23 protein-coding genes and 1 pseudogene are annotated in these 23,120 nt (G+C 69.6%); 13 read left to right on the forward strand and 11 right to left on the reverse strand.

Annotated features, from left to right (window positions below):
- The first annotated feature begins 96 nt into the window (after positions 1-96).
- From LW587_RS01795 to LW587_RS01805, 3 genes are all read left to right on the forward strand, one after another.
- Positions 97-555 carry a hypothetical protein gene (locus tag LW587_RS01795; protein WP_232627893.1) on the forward strand — a complete coding sequence of 153 codons (459 nt, stop codon included), beginning with the start codon at positions 97-99 and terminating at the stop codon, positions 553-555.
- A 199-nt stretch (positions 556-754) separates the two neighbouring features.
- Positions 755-1,042: a hypothetical protein gene (locus LW587_RS01800; protein WP_232627894.1), complete on the forward strand. Its 288-nt coding sequence runs from the start codon at positions 755-757 to the stop codon at positions 1,040-1,042.
- 102 nt (positions 1,043-1,144) lie between these two features.
- Entirely contained in the window at positions 1,145-1,504 is a 360-nt protein-coding gene (locus tag LW587_RS01805) for a YdeI/OmpD-associated family protein (protein ID WP_232627895.1), read from the forward strand.
- Positions 1,505-1,889: 385 nt separating this feature from the next.
- On the opposite strand, the pseudogene LW587_RS01810 reads toward LW587_RS01805, so the two are convergent.
- The 4 genes and pseudogenes from LW587_RS01810 to LW587_RS01825 form a co-directional block, all read right to left on the reverse strand.
- Positions 1,890-2,102, reverse strand: a pseudogene (locus LW587_RS01810) (DUF6894 family protein); the annotation flags it as partial.
- A 200-nt stretch (positions 2,103-2,302) separates the two neighbouring features.
- Positions 2,303-2,491, reverse strand: coding sequence for a hypothetical protein (locus LW587_RS01815; RefSeq protein ID WP_232627896.1), 189 nt, complete (start codon positions 2,489-2,491; stop codon positions 2,303-2,305).
- 212 nt (positions 2,492-2,703) lie between these two features.
- A complete protein-coding gene (locus tag LW587_RS01820) occupies positions 2,704-5,982 on the reverse strand; it encodes an ATP-binding protein (protein WP_232627897.1) in 3,279 nt (1,092 codons plus the stop codon).
- 4 nt (positions 5,983-5,986) lie between these two features.
- The gene (locus LW587_RS01825) at positions 5,987-7,324 is read right to left on the reverse strand and encodes an O-antigen ligase family protein (RefSeq protein ID WP_232627898.1); all 1,338 of its coding nucleotides are present in this window, start codon (positions 7,322-7,324) and stop codon (positions 5,987-5,989) included.
- Positions 7,325-7,618: 294 nt separating this feature from the next.
- Here LW587_RS01825 and LW587_RS01830 point away from each other — a divergent pair, with 294 nt between their 5' ends.
- Positions 7,619-7,885, forward strand: a complete 267-nt coding sequence (locus LW587_RS01830) for a hypothetical protein (RefSeq protein WP_232627899.1) — start codon at positions 7,619-7,621, stop codon at positions 7,883-7,885.
- Positions 7,886-8,172: 287 nt separating this feature from the next.
- Here LW587_RS01830 and LW587_RS01835 read toward each other — a convergent pair whose 3' ends face one another.
- Together LW587_RS01835 and LW587_RS01840 are read right to left on the reverse strand one after the other, a co-directional pair.
- Positions 8,173-9,165: a CobW family GTP-binding protein gene (locus LW587_RS01835; RefSeq protein ID WP_232627900.1), complete on the reverse strand. Its 993-nt coding sequence runs from the start codon at positions 9,163-9,165 to the stop codon at positions 8,173-8,175.
- 101 nt (positions 9,166-9,266) lie between these two features.
- Positions 9,267-9,836, reverse strand: coding sequence for a TetR/AcrR family transcriptional regulator (locus LW587_RS01840; RefSeq protein WP_232627901.1), 570 nt, complete (start codon positions 9,834-9,836; stop codon positions 9,267-9,269).
- Between the two features lie 205 nt (positions 9,837-10,041).
- Here LW587_RS01840 and LW587_RS01845 point away from each other — a divergent pair, with 205 nt between their 5' ends.
- The 6 genes from LW587_RS01845 to rpmG all read left to right on the forward strand — a co-directional run bounded on the left by LW587_RS01845 (position 10,042) and on the right by rpmG (position 14,557).
- Positions 10,042-10,977, forward strand: a complete 936-nt coding sequence (locus tag LW587_RS01845) for a quinoprotein relay system zinc metallohydrolase 2 (protein ID WP_232627902.1) — start codon at positions 10,042-10,044, stop codon at positions 10,975-10,977.
- Positions 10,978-11,009: 32 nt separating this feature from the next.
- Positions 11,010-11,825 carry a quinoprotein dehydrogenase-associated SoxYZ-like carrier gene (locus LW587_RS01850; RefSeq protein WP_232627903.1) on the forward strand — a complete coding sequence of 272 codons (816 nt, stop codon included), beginning with the start codon at positions 11,010-11,012 and terminating at the stop codon, positions 11,823-11,825.
- Positions 11,826-11,827: 2 nt separating this feature from the next.
- Complete coding sequence (locus LW587_RS01855; protein ID WP_232627904.1) at positions 11,828-12,409, forward strand: rhodanese-like domain-containing protein; 582 nt, start codon at positions 11,828-11,830, stop codon at positions 12,407-12,409.
- A 141-nt stretch (positions 12,410-12,550) separates the two neighbouring features.
- Positions 12,551-12,958, forward strand: coding sequence for a thioredoxin family protein (locus LW587_RS01860; protein ID WP_232627905.1), 408 nt, complete (start codon positions 12,551-12,553; stop codon positions 12,956-12,958).
- Positions 12,959-13,309: 351 nt separating this feature from the next.
- On the forward strand, positions 13,310-14,134 hold the full coding sequence (gene panB, locus LW587_RS01865) for a 3-methyl-2-oxobutanoate hydroxymethyltransferase (RefSeq protein WP_232627906.1): 825 nt from the start codon (positions 13,310-13,312) through the stop codon (positions 14,132-14,134).
- 255 nt (positions 14,135-14,389) lie between these two features.
- A complete protein-coding gene (gene rpmG / locus LW587_RS01870) occupies positions 14,390-14,557 on the forward strand; it encodes a 50S ribosomal protein L33 (protein WP_003602581.1) in 168 nt (55 codons plus the stop codon).
- 90 nt (positions 14,558-14,647) lie between these two features.
- On the opposite strand, the gene LW587_RS01875 is transcribed toward rpmG, so the two are convergent.
- Positions 14,648-14,923, reverse strand: a complete 276-nt coding sequence (locus tag LW587_RS01875; protein ID WP_442919079.1) for a hypothetical protein — start codon at positions 14,921-14,923, stop codon at positions 14,648-14,650.
- A 245-nt stretch (positions 14,924-15,168) separates the two neighbouring features.
- Positions 15,169-15,846: a hypothetical protein gene (locus tag LW587_RS01880; protein ID WP_232627908.1), complete on the reverse strand. Its 678-nt coding sequence runs from the start codon at positions 15,844-15,846 to the stop codon at positions 15,169-15,171.
- Between the two features lie 113 nt (positions 15,847-15,959).
- On the opposite strand from LW587_RS01880, the gene LW587_RS01885 reads away from it, so the two are divergent.
- A complete protein-coding gene (locus LW587_RS01885) occupies positions 15,960-16,850 on the forward strand; it encodes an inositol monophosphatase family protein (RefSeq protein ID WP_232627909.1) in 891 nt (296 codons plus the stop codon).
- A gap of 223 nt (positions 16,851-17,073) precedes the next feature.
- Here the strand turns inward: LW587_RS01885 and LW587_RS01890 are convergent, their stop codons facing one another.
- Positions 17,074-18,126 (reverse strand): calcium-binding protein, encoded by a 1,053-nt coding sequence (locus tag LW587_RS01890; protein WP_232627910.1) that lies wholly within the window; start codon positions 18,124-18,126, stop codon positions 17,074-17,076.
- 507 nt (positions 18,127-18,633) lie between these two features.
- On the opposite strand from LW587_RS01890, the gene LW587_RS01895 reads away from it, so the two are divergent.
- Together LW587_RS01895 and LW587_RS01900 are read left to right on the forward strand one after the other, a co-directional pair.
- Positions 18,634-18,984: a hypothetical protein gene (locus LW587_RS01895; protein ID WP_232627911.1), complete on the forward strand. Its 351-nt coding sequence runs from the start codon at positions 18,634-18,636 to the stop codon at positions 18,982-18,984.
- Between the two features lie 407 nt (positions 18,985-19,391).
- Positions 19,392-21,869: a calcium-binding protein gene (locus tag LW587_RS01900; protein WP_232627912.1), complete on the forward strand. Its 2,478-nt coding sequence runs from the start codon at positions 19,392-19,394 to the stop codon at positions 21,867-21,869.
- 163 nt (positions 21,870-22,032) lie between these two features.
- On the opposite strand, the gene LW587_RS01905 is transcribed toward LW587_RS01900, so the two are convergent.
- On the reverse strand, positions 22,033-22,485 hold the full coding sequence (locus tag LW587_RS01905) for a response regulator (protein ID WP_232627913.1): 453 nt from the start codon (positions 22,483-22,485) through the stop codon (positions 22,033-22,035).
- Between the two features lie 31 nt (positions 22,486-22,516).
- Entirely contained in the window at positions 22,517-22,984 is a 468-nt protein-coding gene (locus LW587_RS01910) for a BLUF domain-containing protein (protein ID WP_232627914.1), read from the reverse strand.
- Positions 22,985-23,120 lie beyond the last annotated feature (136 nt).

Below are 23,120 nucleotides of genomic sequence, written 5' to 3' on the forward strand. Positions count from 1 at the left end.
CGTTTGAACCGAGATGCGACCGTGCCCCCGAGCGACGCGCACCCCCCACGGCCTCCGCACCCGGCGCTCGCCTTCACGCTGACGCGGGCCGATGCCTTGGCCTACGAGACCCTTCCCCGTGAGATCGTGGGCTGGCGTTTCGGGGTGCTGCTGGTCTGGATCGGCCTGGCCGGTGCGGTCGTGTCGCAACTGCCGACGGAATGGGTGGGCGAGGAAGGCGGCTGGTGGTTCTGGGCCCTCCTGCTGACGGGCAGCCTCATCCAGTATGGGCTGGCAAGCCTCGCGATGACCCTTCGGGCGCATCGGCGCGCGGCACGCCGCCGACCCCGTCCCAGCGAGGTCGAGATCGTCGACCACCTCGATCGCCTTGAATGGCGCGAGGGCGGCGCCACGGAGGTCATTCCCTGCCTCGCCATGGAGGCGATCCTCACGGCACCGGCGCATGTGTTCGTCCGGGTGGAGGGGCGCGTCCTGATCTTCCCCCTTCGCGCCTTCCGCGACAGGGACGGAATGGTCGCGTTCGCGACCGAATTGGAGCGCCGGCGGGATGTGTGAGCGTCCGCGCCAGCGCCCGATCCCCAAGAGGTTTTTTCCGCGGCCGCGCCGCCGCCGCGGGCGGTTTTCGTGAGAGACTCCGCGGAGCCATGCCGCGTGGCGCCGCCTTCACGGGCGGAATGCGCGCCTCTCGGCGGGAGGAAGGGGCGTCTCCCGCAACGCGATGCCCTGAGACGAGGATGAGGACCGCAGGCGCGCTATGCCATTGTTCATCGCCGTTCACGACGTCCTGCCTCCCGCGGACGTGTCAGGTTCGGAGTTTGCCGGTTTTGCGCTGCGATACGGCTGGGATCGATATCAAGCGCAGGACGGCGGCTTCGTCCCGCTGCCGGGCACCAGCCTGATCGGGGAATTTACCGATTACGCGGCGGCCCATGCCAATCTTCGTCAGCTGTGCCGGGAGGCCGTTGCCAGCGACTGCGCCGCTCCGACACGCGTGCTTCTCGTCGAGGTTTCGCAATCGCAGGTCGTCCCTCTTGATCGGTGACAGAGCGGCGCGCGATGGGCGACCGCTCCCTCCCCTCGCGCCGTCGCGAAGGCGGCCGTCGGGGAACCAGGGCTGTCGCGGCGGGCGCGGAGGGGCGCAGGCATGACCGGCTTTCGACAGGGCACCGTCCACGAGGCCGGCGACGATGTGCAGGCGGCCCTGCGGTCGGACCCCGGCGTGCTTCAGCTCTGGGACAGCCTGACGCCGCTCGGTCGCAACGAGTTCCTCTGCTGGGTCGAGGACGCGAAGCGGGCGGCGACGCGCCAACGCCGCATCGCCCGGCTCCAAGAGGACCTTCTGTCCCGAAAAAAGCGGCCATGCTGCTGGGCCGGCTGTTTCCACCGCACCGACAAGGTCCCGGGTCCGTGGCAAAGGGCGGTCATGATCGAGCGGCGCGGCAAGGCGCGTCCGGAGGCGACTGCAGGCCCATCGCCTCACGAGGCGATCACCGAGGAGACGTAAACGCCCTCCGTCTGGCCACCCGGCCTGACCGGGTCTGATCCAGGCTCCGCTTGATCAAAGCGGAGCCCGGATCAGGCAAGCCCGCGCGGCGTTTGAGCGAAGCCCACATCCGCCATCCCGAAGGGATCAACCGGATTTGATATGACGCGACCGTATCCCGCCAGAGGGCCACGGCGGCGGCTTCATCGAGGATGGGAGGTGCCGCCGTTCGGACGATCAGGACGCCCGCGTCCCTGTGCGGCGGCCTCGTTCCCCCGTCTTCTTACGACAGGCCGAGCCTCAACCCCCCCGACGACCGGGGCAGGTGCGCCGGGTCGGCGCGGGGCGCTCGGTCGTTCCCGCTTGAGGTGATCGCCCGACGGGAGTCGGGGTCCGCGGCATCGGGCATGAAGGGCGTCGTCAGAACGCGCCGGCCGCGCAGATCGTGAACCGTGACGTGCCAGTCCGACCAATCCTCCCGATCGGCGAGGCTGCTCATGATCTCCCGGGCCACCTCGTCGGCGCGCCGCAACAGGCGGGCGGGGACACGGATCTCCCGGCCCTGGGCGTCGAAGACGCATTCGTAACCGTTCGTCGCATGGAAGCGGTAGCGGGCCATCGTACGCCGTATCCTCCTCGACCGAATCCGAAATGGCGATTGTTCGCTTTTCGTTCCATATTGAGAACAGGTCGTGGCAAAGATCAAGGCGCGGAACGCTGGCCCGAGCGCGCGGATAGGACCCTGCCGCCTCGCCCATGGTGTCGCGGATGGGCTCGTTCGGTGATCCGTCGCGCGCCCCGGCGGGATGGGGGGGAGACCTATGGTTCGACGAGGAGGCTGGCCGCCCAGAAGCCGAGGCCGGTCATCGTGATGACGCCCGCGAGGGTCAGCGACTTGCTTCGTGCCGGACTCTCTTCGGTGCGGCGGGCCCGCAGGGCCAGCAACAATCCGCCGACGACCAAGAAAAACCCGTACAACACCAGAGATTGGTGGGAAAACGTCATCATCGGTCCTGGTTGCCGGTCGTGCGTCTGCCATCACGTCGGCGTTTGAGGGACGGCATCCCGATGTCAGGTCGGTGGAGGACGCGGATCGGCGGGGCCGTCGATGCCCGGATACGCACAGATGGCTTCGGCACCCGCGATGACAGCGTAACAGTTCCGTGTTCGGGTGCCCAGCTGCCGCCGAGCGGCGGCGCTGGCCCGCCCTCCGCTCTCGATCAGGCCGCGCGCAACGCCCGGATCGTGCCCAGCGTCTCGCGGCGCAGGGCGGCGAAGCGGTGGATGAGTGGAAGGAGCGCGTCGGTGCCGCGGCAGGCCGCCTCGATCTCGCGGCAGACCGCCGACAGGCCGACGAAGCCGAGCACGCCCGCCGCCGCCACCATGGCATGGGCGTCGTAGGCGAGCTGATCGCGGTCGAGATCCGCTTCGCCCGCGCAGGAGCCGGACGCGGCGAAGCGCAGGTCGAGTTCCGACTCGAGAAGCGTCAACAGGGCGAGGACCCGCTCGCGGCCCATCATGTCCTGCACCGAGGCGAAGGTGTCGCGGTCGAGGATCGGCCCGGCGGGGGAGGGGGGCGGTCCGGCGGCCGCGCGCCGGGCGGCGCCCTCGGCCCGCCACCGCTCCACGGCGGCATAGAGGTCGGCGCGCTTGAACGGCTTGCCGACATGGTCGTCCATGCCGGCCTCGATCAGATCCTCGACCTGCTCGTCCAGAACGTTCGCGGTCATCGCCACGATCGGCACCCGGGCGGCCGGCCCGGGCAGGGCGCGGATATGGCGGGTCGCGGTGATGCCGTCCATGCCGGGCATCTGCACGTCCATCAGCACGACCGCGTAGGGGTCCTCGCCCTCGGCCGCCATGGCCTCCAGGGCGGCGGCGCCGTCGCCCGCCACATCGACCCGGTAGCCCCGGGCCTCCAGCACGGCCCGGGCCAGCTCCTGGTTGACCGGCACGTCCTCGACGAGGAGCAGGCGGGCGGGCCGCGTCGCGGCGATGGCGGGCCGCGTCGCGGCGATGGCGGGCTCGGCCCGCGGCAGGGCCAGCGTGAACCAGAAGGTCGAACCGGTCCCTTCCCGGCTCTCGAGCCCGATCTCGCCACCCATCATCAGGACGAGATCGCGGCAGATCGCGAGGCCGAGCCCGGTGCCGCCGAAGCGCCGGCTGATCGAGCCGTCGACCTGGCTGAAGCGCTTGAACAGGCGGTCCTGCTGGGTCGGGGCGATGCCGATGCCGGTATCGGCCACCTCGAAGCGCATCCCCTCCGCCATCGCGCCGGACGGCAGGGGGACAGGGCCCTCGTAGCGGACCGTCAGGGTGACGGAGCCGGTGGGCGTGAACTTCACGGCGTTGTTGAGCAGGTTGAACAGCACCTGGCGCAGTCGGTTCGGATCGCCGTGCAGCGTGTCGGGCAGGCGTGGATCGAGGCGGGCCTCGACGGAGAGGCCGTTCTTGAGCGCGCCGCCGCGCATGATCGCGACGGTGTCCTCGAGGAGCTTGCGCAGGGGGAAGGCGATCGGGTCCAGTTCGAGCCGGCCGGCCTCGATCTTGGAGACGTCGAGCACGTCGTTGACGACGGTGAGCAGGGCCTCGCCCGAGACGCGGATGAGTTCCAGGCGGCGCCGGTTCTCCGGGGCGTGGCCGGAGCCTTCCAGGAGCAGGTCGGCGTAGCCGAGGATGCCGTTGAGGGGCGTGCGGATCTCGTGGCTCATGACCGCGAGGAACTCGCTCTTGGCCGCGCTCGCCCGCTCGGCCTCGGCCCGGGCGGCCTGCGCCTCCTCCGTGACCGCGCGCAGGGCCACCTCCGCCGCCTTGCGCTCGGTGACGTCGAGGTTGAGCCCGATCATCCGGTAGGGCCGGCCGTCCTCGTAGAGGGTGCGGCCGCAGGCATAGATCCAGCGGGGGCCGACCCGGAACTCCGCCGTGTAGCGGGCCTGGCTGTCGATGGCGCGCTGGATGCGGTCCCAGACGTCGACGACGTCGTCGGTATGGACCGTCGCGGTCCATTCGGCGGTGGTGAGCGCGCGGGCCTCGCCGGTCTCCCACAGGCCGTAGAGGCGCAGGCTCTCCGGGGAGAGCATTATGGTCCCGGTGCGCAGGTCCCAGTCGAAGCTGCCGGCATCCGCGCCCTCCAGCGCGATGCCGAGCATGCGGCCCGCATCCTCCACGGCGAGGCGCGCGGTGACGATCTCGTCGATGTCGAGGGCGGTGCCGATCCACTCGATCACCTCGGATGGGTCGGCGGGATGGTGGACCGGGGTCATCGAGAGCTTGTGCCATCGATGGACCCCGTCCCGGCCGCGCAGGCGCCACTGGCCGTCATAGCCGTGGCCGGTGACCCGCGCGCGCCGCCACGCCGCGTCGAGGGCGGCGGCGTCGTCGGGATGGTTGCGCGCGACCCGCGCCTCCCGCCCGGTGCCGATCGGCCCGTAATAGTCCTCGAACCGGGCATTGGCGTAGGTGGCCTCGCCGTTGCGCGGATCGAGGGTCCAGACCAGGACCGGCAGGGCGTCGGCGAGGCTGCGATAGCGCAGCTCGCCCCGGCGCATCTCCGCCTGGATGCGCAGCCGGTCGGTCGTGTCCATCAGGATGCCGAACAGCCCGATGGTGCGGTCCGCCTCCTTCTTGCAGGTGCCCCGCACCATCACGTCGCGCAGGCTGCCATCGGGCCGGGCGAGCCGGGCCTCGAACTCGAAGTCGCGCCCGCCCGCCACCGCCGCGGCCGTCACCGCCGCGACCCGCTCCCGGTCCTCCGGGCGAAACAGCTCGACGAAGCCCGGATGCCGGGCCGGCGGAGCCGCGGGATCGAGCCCGGCGATGCCGAGCAGGCTGTCGGAATAGATCGGGTGGGGGTCGGCGAAGTTGATGCGCCAGTGGCCGACCTCGGCCATCTCCTCGGCCATGCTCAGGAGCGAGTTGGCCGAGGCCCGCTGCTCGATCTCCACCCCCTGCGCCCGGATGGTGCTCTCGTGCACCCGACGCAGGGCGGCCTCGCGGGTGAGGGCGACGTTGTCGCGGTGCAGCCGCAGATGGGCCGTGACCGTCGCGGCGAGGTCGCGCAGGGCGCTCTCGTCCTCGGCGGAGAAGCTGCGGGGGGCCGGATCGACGAGGCAGAGCGAGCCGAGGCGCAGGCCGGGCTGGAAACTCAAGGGGGCGCCGGCATAGAACCGGATGCCCGGCGTTCCGGTGACGAAGTCGCTCCCGGCGAAACGCGGATCGCGATGGGTGTCGGGGATCACGAGCACCGCGTCCTGCGCGATCGTGTGGGTGCAGATCGAGCCCTCGCGCGGGCGCTCGGTGGGCAGGCTCAGGCGGCCGGTGCAGGCCTTCAGCCACTGCCGCTCGGCGTCGATCAGCGAGACATAGGCCGTGGCGACGCCGAACAGACGCTGCGCCGTCCGACACACCGCGTCGAAATGCGGTTCCGGATCCGTGTCGAGGATGCGCAACGCCCGCAGGGCCGCGAGGCGCTCGGACTCGCTCACCGACATCGTGCTCACGGTCTCATGACTTCCCTGGGCTCGCGGCGCCGCCGGGGCGCTGCGGTGGGGCATCATACCCCGTGCGGCGCGGAACGTCCCGGACCGCGCGGCCACGCCCGGCCTCCCATTGAAGGCGCGCGGCCTCGAGCGCCCAGACCATGCCGAGCATCATGTAGACGTGGCGCCACTTCTCCACGTCGATCTGCATGCCCTGGAGGAAGAACATCAGCAAGGCGGGGAAGACGATCTGCGCGTAGACGCGGAAGGGCGAGGCCCGGGCCATCAGGCGGAAGCCCACGAAGGTCGTCGCGGCCACGAGGACGATGAACACCGCCCCGCCGAACCAGCCGCCATTGGCGAAGCTGCCGATGTAGGAATTGTGCGGCTCCAGGCTGAAGATCTGGCGCCAGCGCAGCGGCCCCATCCCCATCGGCTCCTCCAGGAGCATGGTGAGGCCCCGGATCTGGTTGCCGAAGCGCCCGGTCTCGCCCTCGTCGTAATCCTGCGTGACCGCCGCGCGGGTCTCGAAGGTCTTGGCGACGCTCTCGATCGACAGGAGCCCGACCAGCGCCGCCGCCCCGAGGCCCGCCGTGACGAGACCGCTCAGCACGAGGCGCCGGCGCAGGGCCCGCGACGGGCTCGTAGCGTAGAGAAAGCCCACCATCAGTCCCGTGGAGACCAGGGTCGCGCCCCAGGAGCCGCGGGAGAAGGACAGGAAGATGCCGGCCAGGATCACCAGCAGGCCGGTCAGGGCGAGGATCGGGTGCCGGCTCCGGCCCGTCAGCAGGCCGTTGGTGAGGGTGAGGGCCCCCAGGGTCAGGAACGAGCCGAACACGTTCGGGTCCTGGAACGTGCCCGAGGCCCGGCCGTAGCGGACGAACAGGTCCTCGATGCCGAGAAGCCCGAGATAGCCGACGATGCCGAGGCAGGCCGACAGCACGCAGCTCGCGGTGTAGGCCTTCAGGGCGAGGTCGAGCCGCGCCCGGGTGTCGTCGGCATACAGCATCGCGAAGAAGACGCCGGTGACCACGAGGTAGCCCAGCTGGATCGTCCAGGCCACCGGCAGCGGCTCGCTCACATAGGGCAGGAGCGCCACCACGATGGCGGCGAGGTAGAGGGCGAGCAGGAAGACGAGCGGCACCGCCCCCCGGTACAGGCGGATCCCAAGCGCGAACCAGATCAGCATCGTCGGGATCGCGACGATGTCGTAGGGCGACGCGTCCGAGAAGGCGAAGCAGGCGAAGAAAATGAAGCCGGCATGCAGCGCGCTGGCGAAGCCGTGGATGACCCGGATGGCGGGAACGGTGGCCCAGGCCCCCTCACGCCAGCGCGGGGGCGGGGTGGCGGTCGTAGCAATCATCGACGCAACGCACTCCCGAGCAGGCCGACGCCACCCGCCGGGCCTCGCCCGCCGGGACGCAAGGCCCCTCATCCGCGCCGATCAGAACATCGAATGGTTGAGGTTTGCCCAACGGCGGGGCCGCGGAAGCCTCGGCCAGTCACCGCAGGGTACGGACGGGGCAGGCGAGCTTTAATCCGCCGCGGCGCGTGCGAGGCAGCACGTCCTGCTGGAGAACGGCGCCCCATATTGTGTTCATCGAAGACAAAACGGCTCGATCCACAGGGCCGAACAGATACGGAGACTGAGGAAGACATGAAAACCCGTTTCGCCGCCCTCGCCGCCGCTCTCGCCTTCGCCGCCGCTCCCATGGCCTCCGCCTCGGCTCAGGAGTGGGGCGGCCGCTACACCGGCTACGCCCCTCACGCGGTCGAGACCACGGGCTCGCTCGGCCGCTACGGTGCCGCGCCCACCTACGCCTATCCCAGCTGCCCGATGAGCTCGGCCTCCGAGGGCAACGCCAACCAGCAGCACTTCCCGGTCAAGCAGTACGGCCAGACCTCGGGCGGCTACCGCTGCTGATCCCCGACCCGCCCACCGGAGCCGGCCCCATGATGATGAAGGCGTTTTCCTACGCGATGATCGGGCTCTTCGCCTTCGGTCTCGCGACCACGGCGGTCGGCACGGCCAGCGTCCTGCTGAACCTCTGACGGCGCCGCCGTCGCCCTCCATACGCCAAGGGCCGCCGAGAGGCGGCCCTTTCGCGTCGTGCCGAGGCCACGGGGCGCGGCGCCCCCGTCGGACCGGGCCGCCGCTCTCGCCCCATCCCCTCGCGCGTCCCGTCCTTCGGCAGGGCGCGCGGGGAGGGATCAGGCCTTGCAGTCGAAGAAGCCCTGCCGGATTGCCTCCGGATCGAGGTTGCGGCCGATGAAGACGACGCGGGAGACGCGCGGCTCCTCCGCCCCCCAGTCGCCCTGCACGTCGCCGTCGAGGATCATGTGCACGCCCTGGAAGACGAAGCGCTTCGGCTCGTCGGGGAAGGCGACGATGCCCTTGCAGCGCAGGATGTCCGGTCCCTGGACCTGCGTCAGGTTCGAGATCCAGGGCATGAATTTTTCGGGGTCCACGGGGCCGTCGATCTTGGCCGAGACCGACTGTATCTGGTCGTCGTGGTGGTGATGGTGCCCCTCTTCCAGAAAGTCGGGCTCCACGTCGAGGATGCGCGAGAGATCGAAGGCGTTGCGGTCGAGCACCTGATCGAGCGGGATCGCGCAGCGTTCGGTGCGGTGAACCTTGGCCCACGGGTTGATCGCCCGGATCTGGCCCTCGACCCGGTCGAGATCCTCGCCCGACACCAAGTCGGCCTTGTTGAGAAGGATCACATCGGCGAAGGCGATCTGGTTCTTGGCCTCCGGCGCGTCGCCGAGCCGGGCGGTGAGCCACTTGGCGTCGGCCACCGTCACCACCGCATCGAGGCGGGCGGCGTCGCCGACATCCTGATCGACGAAGAAGGTCTGGGCGACGGGGGCCGGGTCGGCGAGCCCGGTGGTCTCGACGATGATGGCGTCGAACTTGCCCCGGCGCTTCACCAGCCCGTCCATGATGCGGATCAGGTCGCCGCGCACGGTGCAGCAGACGCAGCCGTTGTTCATCTCGAACACTTCCTCGTCGGCGCCCACCACGAGGTCGTTGTCGATGCCGATCTCGCCGAACTCGTTGACGATCACGGCGTAGCGCCTGCCGTGCGGCTCGGTGAGGATGCGGTTCAGAAGCGTCGTCTTGCCGGCTCCGAGATAGCCGGTGAGCACCGTCACCGGGATTTTTTGGGAGGTGGCGTCGGCGAGGGGGGAGGCGTCGGACATACGAGATCCTGGGACATGTCGGGTGGGACGATGACCGTTGTCATATTGTATCATCGGGCGGCCCTGAAAGGCCGCCGCGCCGCATCCCGGCTCCGCAACGGTCAGGCGGCCGGCCGCAGCCCCTCGCTCAAGGCTGTCAGGGTCCGCGCGAAGCCTTCCGGTCCGGCCAGGAAGCGCTCCAGCAGCAGCGCCCCTTCCAGGGCCGCCACGATCAGGCGGGCATGGGCCTGCGGGTCGAGGCCGCGGCGGACGCTGCCGTCGATCTGCCCCTCCTCGAGCACGCCTGCGAGCCAGGCGATGTGCTTGTCGAAGAAGCGGACGATGGAGCGGCGCAGGCCCTCGGGCAGCGTTTCCAGCTCGACGGCGAGCGCCGCGCACAGGCAGCCGAGCCCCTGCTCGACCCCGCCGAGATAGAGCCGGCCATAGGCCTCGATCCGCTCGACCCCGTCCCGGGTGTCCCCGGCGATCGTGTCGAGGGCCGCGTCGTAGCGGGCCTCGTAGGCCTCGATCAGGGCGCCGGCCAGCTCCTCCTTAGTGCGGAAATGGTGGTGGATGCTCGCCTTGCGGATGCCCACCGCCTCGGCGAGATCGGCATAGCTGAAGCCCGAATAGCCCCGGCCGCGCACCAGGATCTCGGCTTCGCTCAGGAGCGACGCACGCGTGTCTCTCATCGCTCCCCGGCCATCCCTGCCTCGACTTGCCTCGCCCGCCGGCACGGCCTCACGCGAACGCGATGGTCTCCGGCGGCCTTTCGGCATCCTGACACTTGACGCCCCGGAAATCTACCTACTAGATGGTTGGCAATATATCGGCAAATGTCGGGAGGATGTGGCGCATGGTGGAACCGACCCGCCGACGCTCCTTCGGGGGCCCCGCATGACCGGCGCCCGCGCCACGCGGCGTCAGGCCCTGTTCGGCGGTCTGTGCCTGTGCTGCCTGCCGACGCTCGGGCGTGCCGCCGATGCCTTTTCCCTGGACGAGGTGGCGCCGGGCGTCTTCGTGCGCCGCGGCCCCGACGCCGAGGCGACCGCGGAGAACAACGACGCCATCGCCAATATCGGCTTCATCGTCGGGCGCGACGGGGTGCTCGTGACGGAATCGGGCGGTAGCCTCGCCGACGGGCATTGGCTGCGCGCCGAGATCGCCAAGCGCACGTCCAAGCCGATCAAGTATGTGCTCCTGACCCACGTGCATCCCGACCACGTGTTCGGCGCCGGTGCCTTCCAGGGCGACGCGCCGACCTTCGTCGGTCACGCCGCCCTGCGCGGCGCCCTCGACGCCCGCGGGGACTTCTACCGCCAGCGCCTCGTCGAGATTCTCGGCGCGGAGCGGACCGGCCCGGTGGTCTACCCCACCCTGGAGGTGAAGGAGCCCGCCGAGATCGATCTCGGCGACCGCACGATCCGCCTGACCGCCCACGGCACCGCCCACACCAATTGCGACCTGTCGATGCTCGATACCGGCAGCGGGCTCCTGTTCCCCGCCGATCTTCTGTTCGTCGGCCGCATTCCCTCCCTCGACGGCAGCCTGCTGGGCTGGCTCCGGGAGATCGAGCGGCTGAAGGGGATGGGGGCCGCCGCCGCCGTACCGGGCCACGGACCGGTGCGTGTCGAATTCGCGCCCGCGATCGCCGATCTCGCGCGTTACCTCACGGTGCTGCGCGACGAGACGCGCGCGGCCGTCGCCGCGGGCCGCCCGATCGAGGCGGCGGTGCGGACGGTGGCGCAGGGCGAGAAGGACCGCTGGAGCCTGTTCGAGACCTATCACGGCCGCAACGTCACCCAGGCCTACCAGGAACTGGAGTGGGAATGACGGCCCTCACGATCCCGGGAAGGAGACCGACCATGAAACGCCTGCTGCTCGCCCTCAGCCTGACCCTTTCGGCCGCGGCCCTCGCCCCGGCCCCCGTACGCGCCGGCGCCACCGATTCCGACGAGGAACGCGCCGCCCGCTGGACCGAAATCAAGAAGTCGATCTTCGGCGACCGCACCGTCGAGGCGAGCGAGACGGCGGTGAAGATCGACGCGCCCGCCCGGGCCCTGGACGCGTCGCTGGTGCCGATCGGCCTGACGCTCGCCGACAAGGATCAGGTGAAGGGCCTCTACTTCATCATCGACGACAATCCCTCGCCCTACGCCGCCCGCTTCAGCTTCGGCCCGGCCGCCGATCCGGGCGAGATCAAGCTCCGGGTGCGGGTGAACAACTACACCAACGTCCACGCCGTGGTGGAGACCAAGGACGGTCGCCTCCTCGAATCGGCCAAGTTCGTGAAGGCCTCGGGCGGCTGCTCGGCCCCGATGGGCATGAGCGACGAGGAGGCCATGAAGGGCATGGGCGAGATGCGGATGAAGTTCTCGGGCGACCCGCAGGGCGGCAAGCCCGTCGAGGCGACGCTGATGGTGCGCCACCCGAACTTCTCCGGCATGCAGATGAACCAGGTCACCCGCGACTACACGCCGGCCCGCTACGTCGACAAGCTCGACGTGACCTACGGCGACAAGCTGGTGTTCCACCTCGAGGGCGACATCTCGATCGCCTCGAACCCGGTCATCAACTTCGCCTTCGTCCCCGAGGGCAAGGGGCCGGTGACGGTGGCGGCCACCGACAACCAGGGCGGACGCTGGGAGCACCGCTTCGACGTCCCCTCGGCGAGCAACTGACGATGCGGATCCTCGCCCGGACCGCCGCCTGTGCCGCCCTCGGGCTGATCCTCGCGGCGGCGGGACCGGCGGAATCGCCGGTCAACGTGCCCGAGCCGGACGGGCTCTATACAGGCCCGCCCCGGGGCTACACGCCGGCGACCCTTCAGGGCGCGACCGTCATCGACCTGAAGGGTCTCGAAGCCCTGTTGCCCGAGGCGCCGGTGCTCCTCGACGTCGTGCTGGCCGACCGGCGCCCGGCCGGCCTGCCCGCCGACCGGCCCTGGCTGCCGACCCATCGCTCCCTGCCCGGCGCCGTCTGGATGCCGGGCGCGGGCGGAGCGCCGCTTCCGCCCGGGCAGGAGGCGGCCTTCCTGGCCCGCGTCGCCGAACTGACCGGCGGAGACAAGGGGCGGCCGGTGGTCACCTTCTGCCGGCCGGAATGCTGGGGAAGCTGGAACGCCGGCAAGCGCTTGGTGGCGGCGGGTTACACCCGCATCCACTGGTATCCCCTCGGCGTCGAGGGCTGGCAGGACGACCACGAGACCGCCGCCGTCAAGCCCGATCCGCCATGGGACGCGGCGAGCGGGACGCCCGAGCGCTAAGGGGGCCGATCGGCGGTGACCCGGAGGCATCCGGGCGGCCCCCGCGACCCTGGGCGGCGGGTTCGCGCCGGACGCGCGGGGGCGGAGCCGGTGATCCGGTTCCGAGACATTTCACCGAACGATGACGAGGAAGGGCTGCCGATGACGACCCGACGCCACGCGCTCCTCCTCGCCGCCCTGGCGCTCGGCGCCCTCTCGGGCGCCGCCACAATCGGGGCCGCGCGTGCCGCCGCGCCGACGCCCTTCGACCCGCAGGCCTTCGAGGCGGCGCAGGAGGCCGGGCGGCCGGTCCTCGTGCAGGTCTCCGCACCCTGGTGCCCGATCTGCCGGACCCAGAAGCCGATCCTGGCGGGCTTGGCCGCCGAGCCCCGTTTCAAGGACCTCGCGATCTACACGATCGACTTCGACAGCCAGCGCGATCTCCTGCGCCGGTTCGATGCGCGGATGCAGAGCACGCTGATTCTCTTCAAGGGGCGAACCGAGGTCGGCCGGTCCGTCGGGGAGACCCAGCCGGAATGGATCGAACAACTCTTGGAAAAGGGTTTGTAAGCCGGCTATCAAAAAGGCCTGCCCCATTTCGGGCTCAATCGGTGCAAGATTGAAACCGGAACGATTTCAGGCGGGTGACAAACAGGCTCGGCTGTTGACAGCGGGCCGGATGTGGCGGAAAAGCGGCGGGCCCGGAGGTGGTCCGACGTCTAGGGAGGAAACGCCCGAAACGGGCATCGCGGGGCGGCAAACGCCACCGCACACAGGAGGCCGGCGCCTCCGGGCCACATCTCTTTCCGCAGCGCCCCCGCGGCGGGCTTGCCAGGACCGGCACGAACGGAGCTATAGACATCCCCGATCGTGAATCCGTGACCCATCCGGGTCGGCGGATGCCTCTCCCCGGATCGAGCCATGTCGCAGCAAGTCCAGTCCCGGCGCCTCAGGGCGATCGACTTGGCCAAGCGGAAGGCGGAGGGGCGCAAGATCATCGCCCTGACCGCCTACCACGCCCACACGGCGGGCATTCTCGATCCCCATTGCGACTTCATCCTCGTGGGCGATTCGCTCGGCATGGTCATGCACGGCATGGAATCGACCCTGCCGGTGACCCTGGAGATGATGATCGTCCAGGCGCAAGCGGTGATGCGCGGGACCTCGCGGGCGCTGGTCGTCGTCGACATGCCGTTCGGCTCCTACGAGGCGAGCCGGGAGCAGGCCTTCCTCAACGCCGCCCGCGTCCTCAAGGAGACCGGGGCGGGCGCGATCAAGATGGAAGGCGGCGCGCGCTTCGCCGACACGGTCGCCTTCCTGACCGAGCGCGGCGTGCCGGTGATGGGCCATATCGGCCTCACGCCCCAATCCGTGAACACGATGGGCGGCTTTCGCGTGCAGGGCCACGGCGCCGGCGACGAGGCGCGGCTGCTCGAGGATGCGCGGGCGATCAGCCGAGCCGGTGCCTTCGCGCTGGTGATGGAAGGCATCGTCGAGCCGGTGGCGCGGGTCATCGCGACCGACCCGGCCGTCACGGCGGCCACCATCGGCATCGGCGCCACCGCGGCCTGCGACGGTCAGATCCTGGTCCTGGAGGACATGCTCGGCCTGAGCGAGCGCGCCCCGAAATTCGTCAAGGGCTACGGGTCCCTGCGCGCCCATATCGAGGGCGCGGTCCGGGCCTATGCCGACGAGGTCCGGGAGGGACGCTTCCCGTCCGAGGAGCATGTCTACCCACCACGGTGAGCGGCGTGTCGCTGGGCTGGCGCGACGGACCGGCCGCCGCCGCGGACGCGGTGGGGCAAGGGCTCGCGACGGGTCCCGCGCGGGTCGGTCCCAGGGGCGCCGAACCCTGCCCGGAGCGCGGCCCATCTTGACGCGCGGCACCCCATCGGGCATTCACGCGCCGGAATTCGGCCGGGGCTTCCCGGCCTTTTGCGTTTCGCGCGCTGGCGCCGCCACGGAAGCGAACCGCGTCCGACAACATTGGAGCGCCACCCCATGGCCAAGGCCGTCACCGTCAAGATCCGCCTCGTCTCGACCGCCGACACGGGTTACTTCTACGTCACGAAGAAGAACTCGCGCACGCAGACCGAGAAGATGGTCATGAAGAAGTATGACCCGGTCGCGCGCAAGCACGTCGAGTTCAAGGAAGCCAAGATCAAGTAAGCGGTCGGCCTCCGATCTTTCTCTGTGAAAGCCGCCTCCCTCGGGAGGCGGCTTTTTGCTGACCGCGTGAGCGGAAGGGCGGCGGACGCGTCAGCGCGTTCCCGAGCCGGTGCCCGTTCCCGCCGATCCGGGCGACGATCCGGAGCCGGCATCCTGAGCGCCGGTGCTGTTCGAGGTGCCGGAGCGGCTCTTGTCGCCGGTGGTCGGCCCGCTGCCGGACGAGCCGGGGGACGATCCGGAGCCGGCATCCTTCGCACCGGTGCTGTTCGCGGTGCCGGAATTGCTGGGGCCGGGCGATCCCGGGCCGCCCGCGAAAGCCTGACCCGCTGTCGCGACGAGGAATGCGCCGGCGAGCGCTGCTGCCATCCGTTTCATGGGGTTCCTCCTGATCGTGCCGGTTTGGCGCGCGGGGATCGCCTCGGGATTCGGATCCGGGACGTTCCGCGCGGTTCTCGTTTCGCATCGTCCCGCAAGCCGGAAACCGTTTTCGGGACGACGCTCTTGCGAGAACCCGGCGGGCGCTCGGCCTGTTCAACGAGATCGCACGGCTGTGGCGGCCGGCCCTCGCACCGATGACCTCGGGGTCCGCGCCCGTCCCCGGTTCCGGCGCGTCAGGTCGTGCGGGCGGGCCGGGCGGGACGCGCCGGCGCCGCCGCGTCCCATTCGCGATCGCGCGCCTCCTGCAACGCAGCCCGCGCCCGCATCCCCTGCGCCGCCCCTCCGGCCTCCTCCTCCGGCGCCGTTGCGGCGGAGGGGACGGGCGGCCGATCCGGCAGGACGATCCGGGCGAGGGCAGCGACGATCCGGTCGAGGTCGGAAGCGGAGAGCGCGAGGGCGCGCGCGATCGCGAAACGCGGCCGCAGGGCGAGATCGGCGCAGTGGTCGCCCGCTTCGCCGAGCCGCGCGACGAGGGCGGGATCGAGCGGAAGCCGCTCCACCGGAACGGCGCGACAACGGTCCAGGCGGCGCTGGTCGGTCGCCTCCCGGCCGTGGGCCGCGCGGGCGCCCGGGGCCAGCCGCGCCAGCGCGCCGACGAGATGGGCGCGGATGGCCTCGACCCGCAGCGGACCGACCTTGCGCACCGCCATGAGTTCGGCCGGCGTGGCGCGTGCGAGCATCCCGAGGTCGGTGTATCCGGCCTTGCGGAGCCGGGCACGGAGCGAGGCCGTCAGGAGCCCGCGCCCGAAGCCCCCCGCCGCGAGCCGCTCCAGAATGTCCTCGGGGACGTCGTCGAAGAGGGACAGACGGGCGCAGGCCTCATCGTACAGGGTGAGGGGAGGCGGCGTCATGGGTCGGCCGGAACGCGGCGCCGGGGCACGGGTCCGGCATGGCGCCGGTGCCGGCTCAGGCATCGCAGCGGCCCGGAAGGGGCCGGCATGGACTGAGGGAGAAACGGGGCAGGATGACGGATCAGGCAGCAGACCACGCCCTCTTCGATCGGATGCTCACCTTCGTCGAGGAGGCGGCGGCGATCGCCCTGACGATGCGGGCCGCCGGCCTCGCCGTGTCGCACAAGGCAGGCGATCTCGGACAGGCCCTGACCGAAGCCGATCTCGCCATCAGCCGGATGCTGCACGCGCGCTTCGGGCCGCGCCTGATCGAGGAGGAGACGGCGGGATCCCTGGGCCGGGCCGAGGCGGCGGCCCTGCTCCGTCAGGAGGAATGGACCTTCATCGCCGATCCGATCGATGGGACGAAGCCCTATGCCGGCGGCCTCAACGGATGGGGCACGATGATCGCGGCCTGCCGGGGCGGGGCGCCGGAGATCGGGGTACTCCTGCTGCCGGCCTGGAGCGAACCCCGTGACCGGATCGGCATGGCCGTGCCGCCGGATCAGGCGCGGGGATTGCTGCTGACGGCGTTCGAGGGGCGCGCCGCCTGGGCGCCGACCCTGGGCGGACGCAGGACGGAGGCGCTGCGGCCGATTCCGCTGCCGACGGCGCGGACCTATCACGTCGGTTGGCTCTGCAACGCCTCGAAGCGCTTCGTCCTCGACTATGAGCAGGGCTTCTTCCCGTGGTGTGAGAGCGGCGCGATCGCCGACGCGGCCCTGGTGGCGTCGGGCCGTCTCGACGCGACGACGTTCGACCATAAGCTCTGGGATCTCGCGCCCGCTTTGCCGATCTTCAAGGCGCTCGGCTTGCGCTTGTATCACTGGCCGGATCTCGCGGAAGCGCCCGCCGCGGTGATCGACCTGTTCGACGAGCGGTTCTCCGCGCACGACGATCTCTGGCTGCTCTGCCGCACGCGTCAGGACGCTGCGGAATTCGCTGCCGCGATTCGCAGAGCCTGACCGCGTTCCCCCGGCACGGACGAGGGGCGCCGGGCAGGGCCGGGGTTCGGGGGCGGCCGGAGACCGACTCGCCGCCGGCCGCCCGTTGATCCGCCCACCCTCTCGGGGGGCGCCGTCTCAGCCGGCACCCTCTCGGTCCGGCTTCGGGGCCCTCACGAAACTCCGGCTGCGCCGTCATGGCCCGAGGGGAACGGTCGGCGACCCGGCGTTTTGTGAGGCACGCTCACACGATGAGGAAGTCGGCCGCCGTGAGCGCCGCCTTGTTGTCGAGCACCGCGAACTTCACCTTCAGGCCGCTGCCTGCGCCGTCCGCATCGTAGAACAGCTCGCCGGTCGATTGCTTGTAGAGGATGTGGTCATCCGCATCGATCGTGCCGGTGGTGATGTTCTTGAAGCTGCTCGGGTCGAGCTCGCCCGTCGTGAGCGCCGTGAAGATGCTCTTCGACAGCTGGATCGTGTCCTCGACCGCGAAGTCGGTGATGCGGTCGACGTTGGTCGAGCTGAGGGAGTTGGCGAAGACGAAGGTGTCGGCCCCGCCCCGGCCGGTCAGAACGTCGTTGCCGAGGCCACCGTTGAGAATGTTGACGCCGTTATTGCCGATGATCGTCTGGGCCAGCGCGTTGCCGGTCAGGTTGATCGGACCGTCACCGACCGACTGGAGAACCCGCAGTTCCTCGATCTCCTGGCCGGCGGTGAGGGTGAAATTGACCGACGTCGCGACCGCGTCCCGGCCGCCGCCCGTCGCCTCGATCACCCGATCTCCCGCATTGTCGACGAGGTAGGTGTCGTCGCCCGCTCCGCCGGTCATCGTGTCGGTCCCGGCGCCGCCATCGAGACGGTTGGCGCCGGCATTGCCCGTGAGCGCGTTGGCCGCGCTGTTTCCGGTGGCGCTGAGGCCGTTCGTGCCGGTCAGCACCAGGTTCTCGACATTGGCCGCAAGGGTGTAGTTGACGCTGCTGCGGACCGTATCGGTTCCGGCGCCGGAGGCCTCCACGGTGCGGTCGCCGATATTGTCGACGATGTAGGTATCGTTGCCGGCACCCCCGTACAACCAATCCGCTCCCCCCCAGCCGTCCAGATAATCGTCGAAGATCGAGCCGGTGATGCGGTCGTTCCCCTTGAAGACATCCTGATTCACGGCCTGAGGGTCGTTCATCGCGATGTAGGTCGAGGCCTGTTCCATCGTGATGCTGATCCCGGTGACCAGACCGAAGGGCTCGCCGTTCACCGTACGCAGGCCGTAGGTCGTCGTCCCGGCGATGGGGGCGCCTGTCATCGGGTCATAGGCGAAGCCATATCCTTCGAAGATCGTAACATTGCCATTGCCGTAGGCAACTTTGAAGGAGGTCGCCGACTGATCATAGAAAAACGCTGGACCTCTGGCAAAATCATAGAGATCCAAGGTGCGTGCATCGCCAGAACCGTAACAAACGAAGTCGACCATGGCGGCGAATCCCCAAGATTTGTTAAGCGGCCACTTTCGGGTGGCCTTCGCGTATTCATAGTAATCGATGTGCGGGCATCTCAATGCTTTTAATCCGGCGATTTGGGAAAATCGATTTCCGTTGCTGAAAGATCACGCAACCCACGGATGAGACGACTGCATTCGCGGCGCATCGGTTGATCGACCGGTCGCGATCATGGGCGGTCGACTGGGTGGGGCCGGGATCGACGCGCCCCTCCGGCACCACCCCGGGGCCGGAAAGCGGCCTCGTTGAGACGGCGCGCTGGTGTTGCCTCTCCGTTCTTGCCGAGGCTGGTCCTTGTCGGCGATAAGCCCGTCATGCGACCGCCGATGCTCAGTCTCGTCCTCGTCCTGCTGAGCACCGGTTCGCAGGCGGCTCCGGCCGTCTCGGGAGCGACCCGGGACGAATTGCAGCGGCTGGAGCAGGCGTGGCATCGCTGTCTGCGGGAGGCCATGACGCATCAGCCGACCGGGCAGAGCCGGGCCGGCAACCAGCGCAACGCCCTCGACGAGTGCCAGGACCACGAGAACGCCTACGTGGCGGCGGCCATGGTCGACGGCGCCGGGCGCGACCGATCGCTCTCGAGCCAGGCGCTGAGCTGGGCGGCCTCCGTCGCCACCTCCGTACTCGCGCCGATCACGGACTGGATCGGGCGCCTCAAGCGCTGAGGACTGTCGGGCCCGGCCCTCGATCGACGCATCGCTGCGATCGGCCCCGCGCCCCTCGGGCCCCTCCGCGCTGATCCGGCGGGAGGGAGACCCACGCACCGCACAAGAGCGGTGTTCCGAAAACCCATTCCGGGACGAGGCGCGAGAGATCGCGCGCGCGATAACGGTGGTCGGGCGTGGGCGTCCAGACGAGGCGAATCATCGCCCGCCTCCGGGATGGTCTCGCAACGGACGATTGCTTGATCGAGGCCGCAGCAGTTGTCGGATGCAGACTAAGCCTGCGGGGAAATCAGACATCGGCACACGGGGTTGGGCGGTTCGACGGCGTCGCACATGCCGACAAAACGTCTCGATTTCCGAAAGGCGTCTGCTATGGTGCCGAAACAAGAGGCAGGGAGCGCAAAATCATGGCTACCTTTCGTCTCACCGTCGACGACGAAATCCGAAACGGGACCGGAACCGGCGACCTGTTCGACGGATACGACAGCGACGACGGTTTCGGCTTCACCGGCGGCAACGACACCCTCCGGGGCCTCGGCGGCAACGACACCTTCCTGCTCAACGTCTCCACCGCCGTGACCCGCGGCCTGATCGATGGCGGCGCCGACACCGACACCGTGGTCGCCTACGGCTTCGATCTCGGGCAGCTCAACTTCCAGAACGTCGAGATCCTGTCGATCGAATCCGGTGAGTTCGGTGCCAGCATCGCGCAGCTCGCCGCCTTCTCGACGATCACGAGCGCGCGTCCCAGCCTGTCGCAGATCAACATCACCCTGACCGGAGACGGCGGCACGATCGATTTCGCGGAGCGGATGGCGCCCGGCAAGGCGATCCGCGTCGTCGCGCAGGGCCTGAATTCGGGCTACGACATCGTCGGGACCGGTCTCAACGACGCCTTCTTCAACTCGCGCTACGACGACACCGTGCGCGGGGGTGGGGGCGCCGACACGTTCTTCGCCGTCAACCGTCAATATGCCGGTTCCTCCGGGCCGGAGCCGGGGGGGACCGACACCCTCTTCGGAGACGCGGGCGCGGACAGCTTCTACCTGCGCGCCCAAGCCGGGACCTTCGACGGAGGCTCCGGAAACGACACCGTCTACGCCTTCCAGTTCAACGAGAATTTCGTCAGTCCGCTGGGCGATCTCGGCACCGCGACCTTCCTCAACATGGAGCGATTGGTCGCCGGCAACCGGGTCACCTACGTCCAGCTGGCCCAGCTCAACGCCTTCGCCACCATCACCGGCGGCGATGCCAACAAGCTGATCTGGTTCGATCTGAGCGGGGCTGCCGGCGGCACCATCGACTTCTCGACCAAGCTGAAACTGTCCGGCGAGCATGTCTGGATCCGGGCCTACAACGCCACCTCCGCCGTCACCCTCACCGGCACGGCCGGGAACGACACCCTGGAGGGCTCGGCGTTCGAGGACACGCTCAGGGGAGGGGACGGCAACGACTATCTCGGCGGCGCCGGCTTCTCCTTCGGCCCCCAGAGCGCGGACCGGCTGATCGGCGGAGCGGGCGACGACACCTATTTCGTCGATGTCACCGACACGCTGATCGAAACGGAGACCGGCGCATCGGGCGGGATCGACACCGTCATCAGCACCGGCACGTTCGACCTCGTGGCCGGTCCGCGCCTCCAGGGCGAGTTCGAGCATCTCACCCTCTCGGGATATCTCGGTGCCGAAAACCCGCATTCGAGCGGATACGGCAACGCCCTCGACAACGTCATCACCGGCAACGGCGGCAACAACCGCCTCGATGGACGGGCGGGGGCCGACACGCTCATCGGCGGCGGCGGCAACGACATCTACGTCCTCGACAATGCCGGCGACCGGGTCGTGGAGCGGGTGGGCTACGATGCCGGCATCGACCGCATCCTGGCGTCGGTCAGCGTCGATCTCGGCGATGCCGGGCAGGTGACGGGCTTCATCGAGACGGTGACCCTGCAGGGCTCGGCCGCGATCGACGCCACGGGCGACGATCGCGACAACACCCTGATCGGCAATGCGGGCGCCAACATCCTCGACGGTCGGGGCGGGCGCGACACCCTGAGGGGCGGCGGCGGCGACGACACCTACTATGCCGACCAGGCCGGCGATTTCGCCTACGAGACCGCCGGGGCCGGTCTCGACACCGTCTACGCCTCGGTCTCCTACGGCGTCGGCCAGCAATCGATCGAGACCCTGGTGCTGACGGGCTCGGCCGCCATCGGCGGAACCGGCGGGGCCGGCGCCAACACGATCATCGGCAACGATGCCGCCAATCGCCTGGACGGCGCGGGGGGCAGCGACATCCTCGTCGGCCTGGGCGGCAACGACACCTACTTCGTCGATACGATGGCCGATACCGTCCTCGAGGGGAGCGGCGGCGGCGGCAACGACACCGTCTGGGCGAGCGTGAACTACACGCTCCGGGCCGGCCAGGAGATCGAGACCCTGCGGGCCGCGAAGGGGATGGTCGGCCTCGTGCTGACCGGCAACGAGCGGGCCAACGCCATCCAGGGCGCCGACGGGGCCGACCGCCTGACGGGCGGCGGCGGCAAGGACACCCTGACCGGGGCGGGCGGGGCCGACGCCTTCGTGTTCGGATCCCTCGCCGAGAGCGGACCCGGGGTGGCGCGCGACATCATCACCGACTTCGTCGCCGGCCAGGACCGGATCGATCTCTCGATGATCGACGCGAACACCACGGCCGGCGCCGTCGGCAACCAGGCCTTCACCTGGGTCACGGGCGCCTTTTCCAACACGGCCGGCGAACTGCATCAGGTGGCGCTGGGCGCCGACACCCTCGTCGAGGGCGATGTCGACGGGAACGGCGCGGCCGACTTCCAGATCCTGCTGCGCGGCCCCCAAACCCTGCAGGAGACCGACTTCGTGCTCTGACGGGCCCGAGGCCGCGGAGGCCGTGGATCGCCTGAGCGCGCGCCCGCGTTCCCGGCAGTCCGGGACGCGGGCTTGGCGAGGCGATCTTGGCGAGGCGATCTTGGCGAGTCGGGCCTGGCGAGTCGGGCCTGGGGAGGAGGGCCCGGCGGCGGCGGTGTCGCCTTCAGAACTTGCCGAGCAGGGGGAATTCCTGGCTGAGGGTCGATTCCGCCGGGATCGGCGCCTCGCGGCGGCGGGGCTTGCGGTTGAGCACCTGCTTCAGCTTGGTCTTGAGCAGGTTGATGTCGAACGGCTTCAGGATGAAGGCGTCGGCGCCGGCCACGTGGGCGAGGTTGATGTCCTCGAAGTCGAACGAGGTCTCGGTCAGGATGAAGGGCGTGTTCATCAGGGCATCGTCGGCCCGGATCTCGCGCAGGAGCTGGAGGCCGTCCATCGGCTCCATGGCGAGGTCCGAGATCACGAGGGCGTAGCGCCGCTCCCGCAGACGGGCGAGCGCCTCGGGGCCGTCGGAGGCGCCCTCCACCTCGGGGAAGCCGAGCCGCGTCATCAGCTCGATGACCAGCCGCAGCAGCTTGGGCTGGTCGTCGACGATGAGGATGGGATTGCTGTCGCTCATGGGATCTCAGGAGCCTTGAAAGGCGGTTCGCTCACACGAACAGATGATCGATGCCCTGCTTGGCCATCGATTCGGCCTGGAGGGTCACGGCGAGGCCGTGGATCAGGCTGCCCTTGGGAGTGCCCCGCTGGAGCATGGGCAGCAGACCGGATTTGGCGAAGTGGATTTCGTTGGTCGGGGCGCGCGTCACCGTGGTGAAGGAGGTCACGAACTCGCGCTTGGCGATCTCGCGCCATTCCACGATCTGCACGTCACGGTGGCGGCTGTCGCTGGCGACGCGCTGGAAGGTCTCGTGGACCGACTGGCGCTCGCCCTCGATCACCTGCAGGGCGAACACGCCGTCGATGATCAGGAAGCTCGTGATCACGGCGAACTCGTTCTTCTTCTGGGCTTGGCGGGTGATCTCGCCGATCTGCTTGGCGCGCGCGGCCGGGTCCGCCGAGAGATTCAAGCGTGAGAAGTAGATCAGGTGGACGAGGCTCGTCCTCTTGCTCTTCATGTGTCTCGTCCGACGGGGCAGGCCTGACCGGACAGTAACGGGTGGCGCGATAACGGGCCGTAAACGCGCCGGGCCCCGGCAGAATCTGCCGCCCGGCCCCGGAACCGGGCCCGGATCTGCCGAGTGCGACGACGGT

Origin of the sequence: Methylobacterium sp. Leaf118 (assembly GCF_920984675.1) — a bacterium.
Taxonomy (GTDB): Bacteria; Pseudomonadota; Alphaproteobacteria; order Rhizobiales; family Beijerinckiaceae; genus Methylobacterium.

Excerpts from the sequence above, each read along its gene's own strand:
- LW587_RS01885 (WP_232627909.1), top strand. The coding sequence starts at position 15,960 with ATGACGGATCAGGCAGCAGACCACGCCCTCTTCGATCGGATGCTCACC.
- LW587_RS01835 (WP_232627900.1), bottom strand. The coding sequence starts at position 9,165 with ATGTCCGACGCCTCCCCCCTCGCCGACGCCACCTCCCAAAAAATCCCG.
- LW587_RS01840 (WP_232627901.1), bottom strand. The coding sequence starts at position 9,836 with ATGAGAGACACGCGTGCGTCGCTCCTGAGCGAAGCCGAGATCCTGGTG.
- rpmG (WP_003602581.1), top strand. The coding sequence starts at position 14,390 with ATGGCCAAGGCCGTCACCGTCAAGATCCGCCTCGTCTCGACCGCCGAC.
- panB (WP_232627906.1), top strand. The coding sequence starts at position 13,310 with ATGTCGCAGCAAGTCCAGTCCCGGCGCCTCAGGGCGATCGACTTGGCC.
- LW587_RS01815 (WP_232627896.1), bottom strand. The coding sequence starts at position 2,491 with ATGATGACGTTTTCCCACCAATCTCTGGTGTTGTACGGGTTTTTCTTG.
- LW587_RS01880 (WP_232627908.1), bottom strand. The coding sequence starts at position 15,846 with ATGACGCCGCCTCCCCTCACCCTGTACGATGAGGCCTGCGCCCGTCTG.
- LW587_RS01830 (WP_232627899.1), top strand. The coding sequence starts at position 7,619 with ATGAAAACCCGTTTCGCCGCCCTCGCCGCCGCTCTCGCCTTCGCCGCC.
- LW587_RS01850 (WP_232627903.1), top strand. The coding sequence starts at position 11,010 with ATGAAACGCCTGCTGCTCGCCCTCAGCCTGACCCTTTCGGCCGCGGCC.
- LW587_RS01895 (WP_232627911.1), top strand. The coding sequence starts at position 18,634 with ATGCGACCGCCGATGCTCAGTCTCGTCCTCGTCCTGCTGAGCACCGGT.
- LW587_RS01825 (WP_232627898.1), bottom strand. The coding sequence starts at position 7,324 with ATGATTGCTACGACCGCCACCCCGCCCCCGCGCTGGCGTGAGGGGGCC.
- LW587_RS01805 (WP_232627895.1), top strand. The coding sequence starts at position 1,145 with ATGACCGGCTTTCGACAGGGCACCGTCCACGAGGCCGGCGACGATGTG.
- LW587_RS01860 (WP_232627905.1), top strand. The coding sequence starts at position 12,551 with ATGACGACCCGACGCCACGCGCTCCTCCTCGCCGCCCTGGCGCTCGGC.
- LW587_RS01800 (WP_232627894.1), top strand. The coding sequence starts at position 755 with ATGCCATTGTTCATCGCCGTTCACGACGTCCTGCCTCCCGCGGACGTG.
- LW587_RS01900 (WP_232627912.1), top strand. The coding sequence starts at position 19,392 with ATGGCTACCTTTCGTCTCACCGTCGACGACGAAATCCGAAACGGGACC.
- LW587_RS01890 (WP_232627910.1), bottom strand. The coding sequence starts at position 18,126 with ATGACAGGCGCCCCCATCGCCGGGACGACGACCTACGGCCTGCGTACG.
- LW587_RS01855 (WP_232627904.1), top strand. The coding sequence starts at position 11,828 with ATGCGGATCCTCGCCCGGACCGCCGCCTGTGCCGCCCTCGGGCTGATC.
- LW587_RS01905 (WP_232627913.1), bottom strand. The coding sequence starts at position 22,485 with ATGAGCGACAGCAATCCCATCCTCATCGTCGACGACCAGCCCAAGCTG.
- LW587_RS01875 (WP_442919079.1), bottom strand. The coding sequence starts at position 14,923 with ATGGCAGCAGCGCTCGCCGGCGCATTCCTCGTCGCGACAGCGGGTCAG.
- LW587_RS01845 (WP_232627902.1), top strand. The coding sequence starts at position 10,042 with ATGACCGGCGCCCGCGCCACGCGGCGTCAGGCCCTGTTCGGCGGTCTG.
- LW587_RS01910 (WP_232627914.1), bottom strand. The coding sequence starts at position 22,984 with ATGAAGAGCAAGAGGACGAGCCTCGTCCACCTGATCTACTTCTCACGC.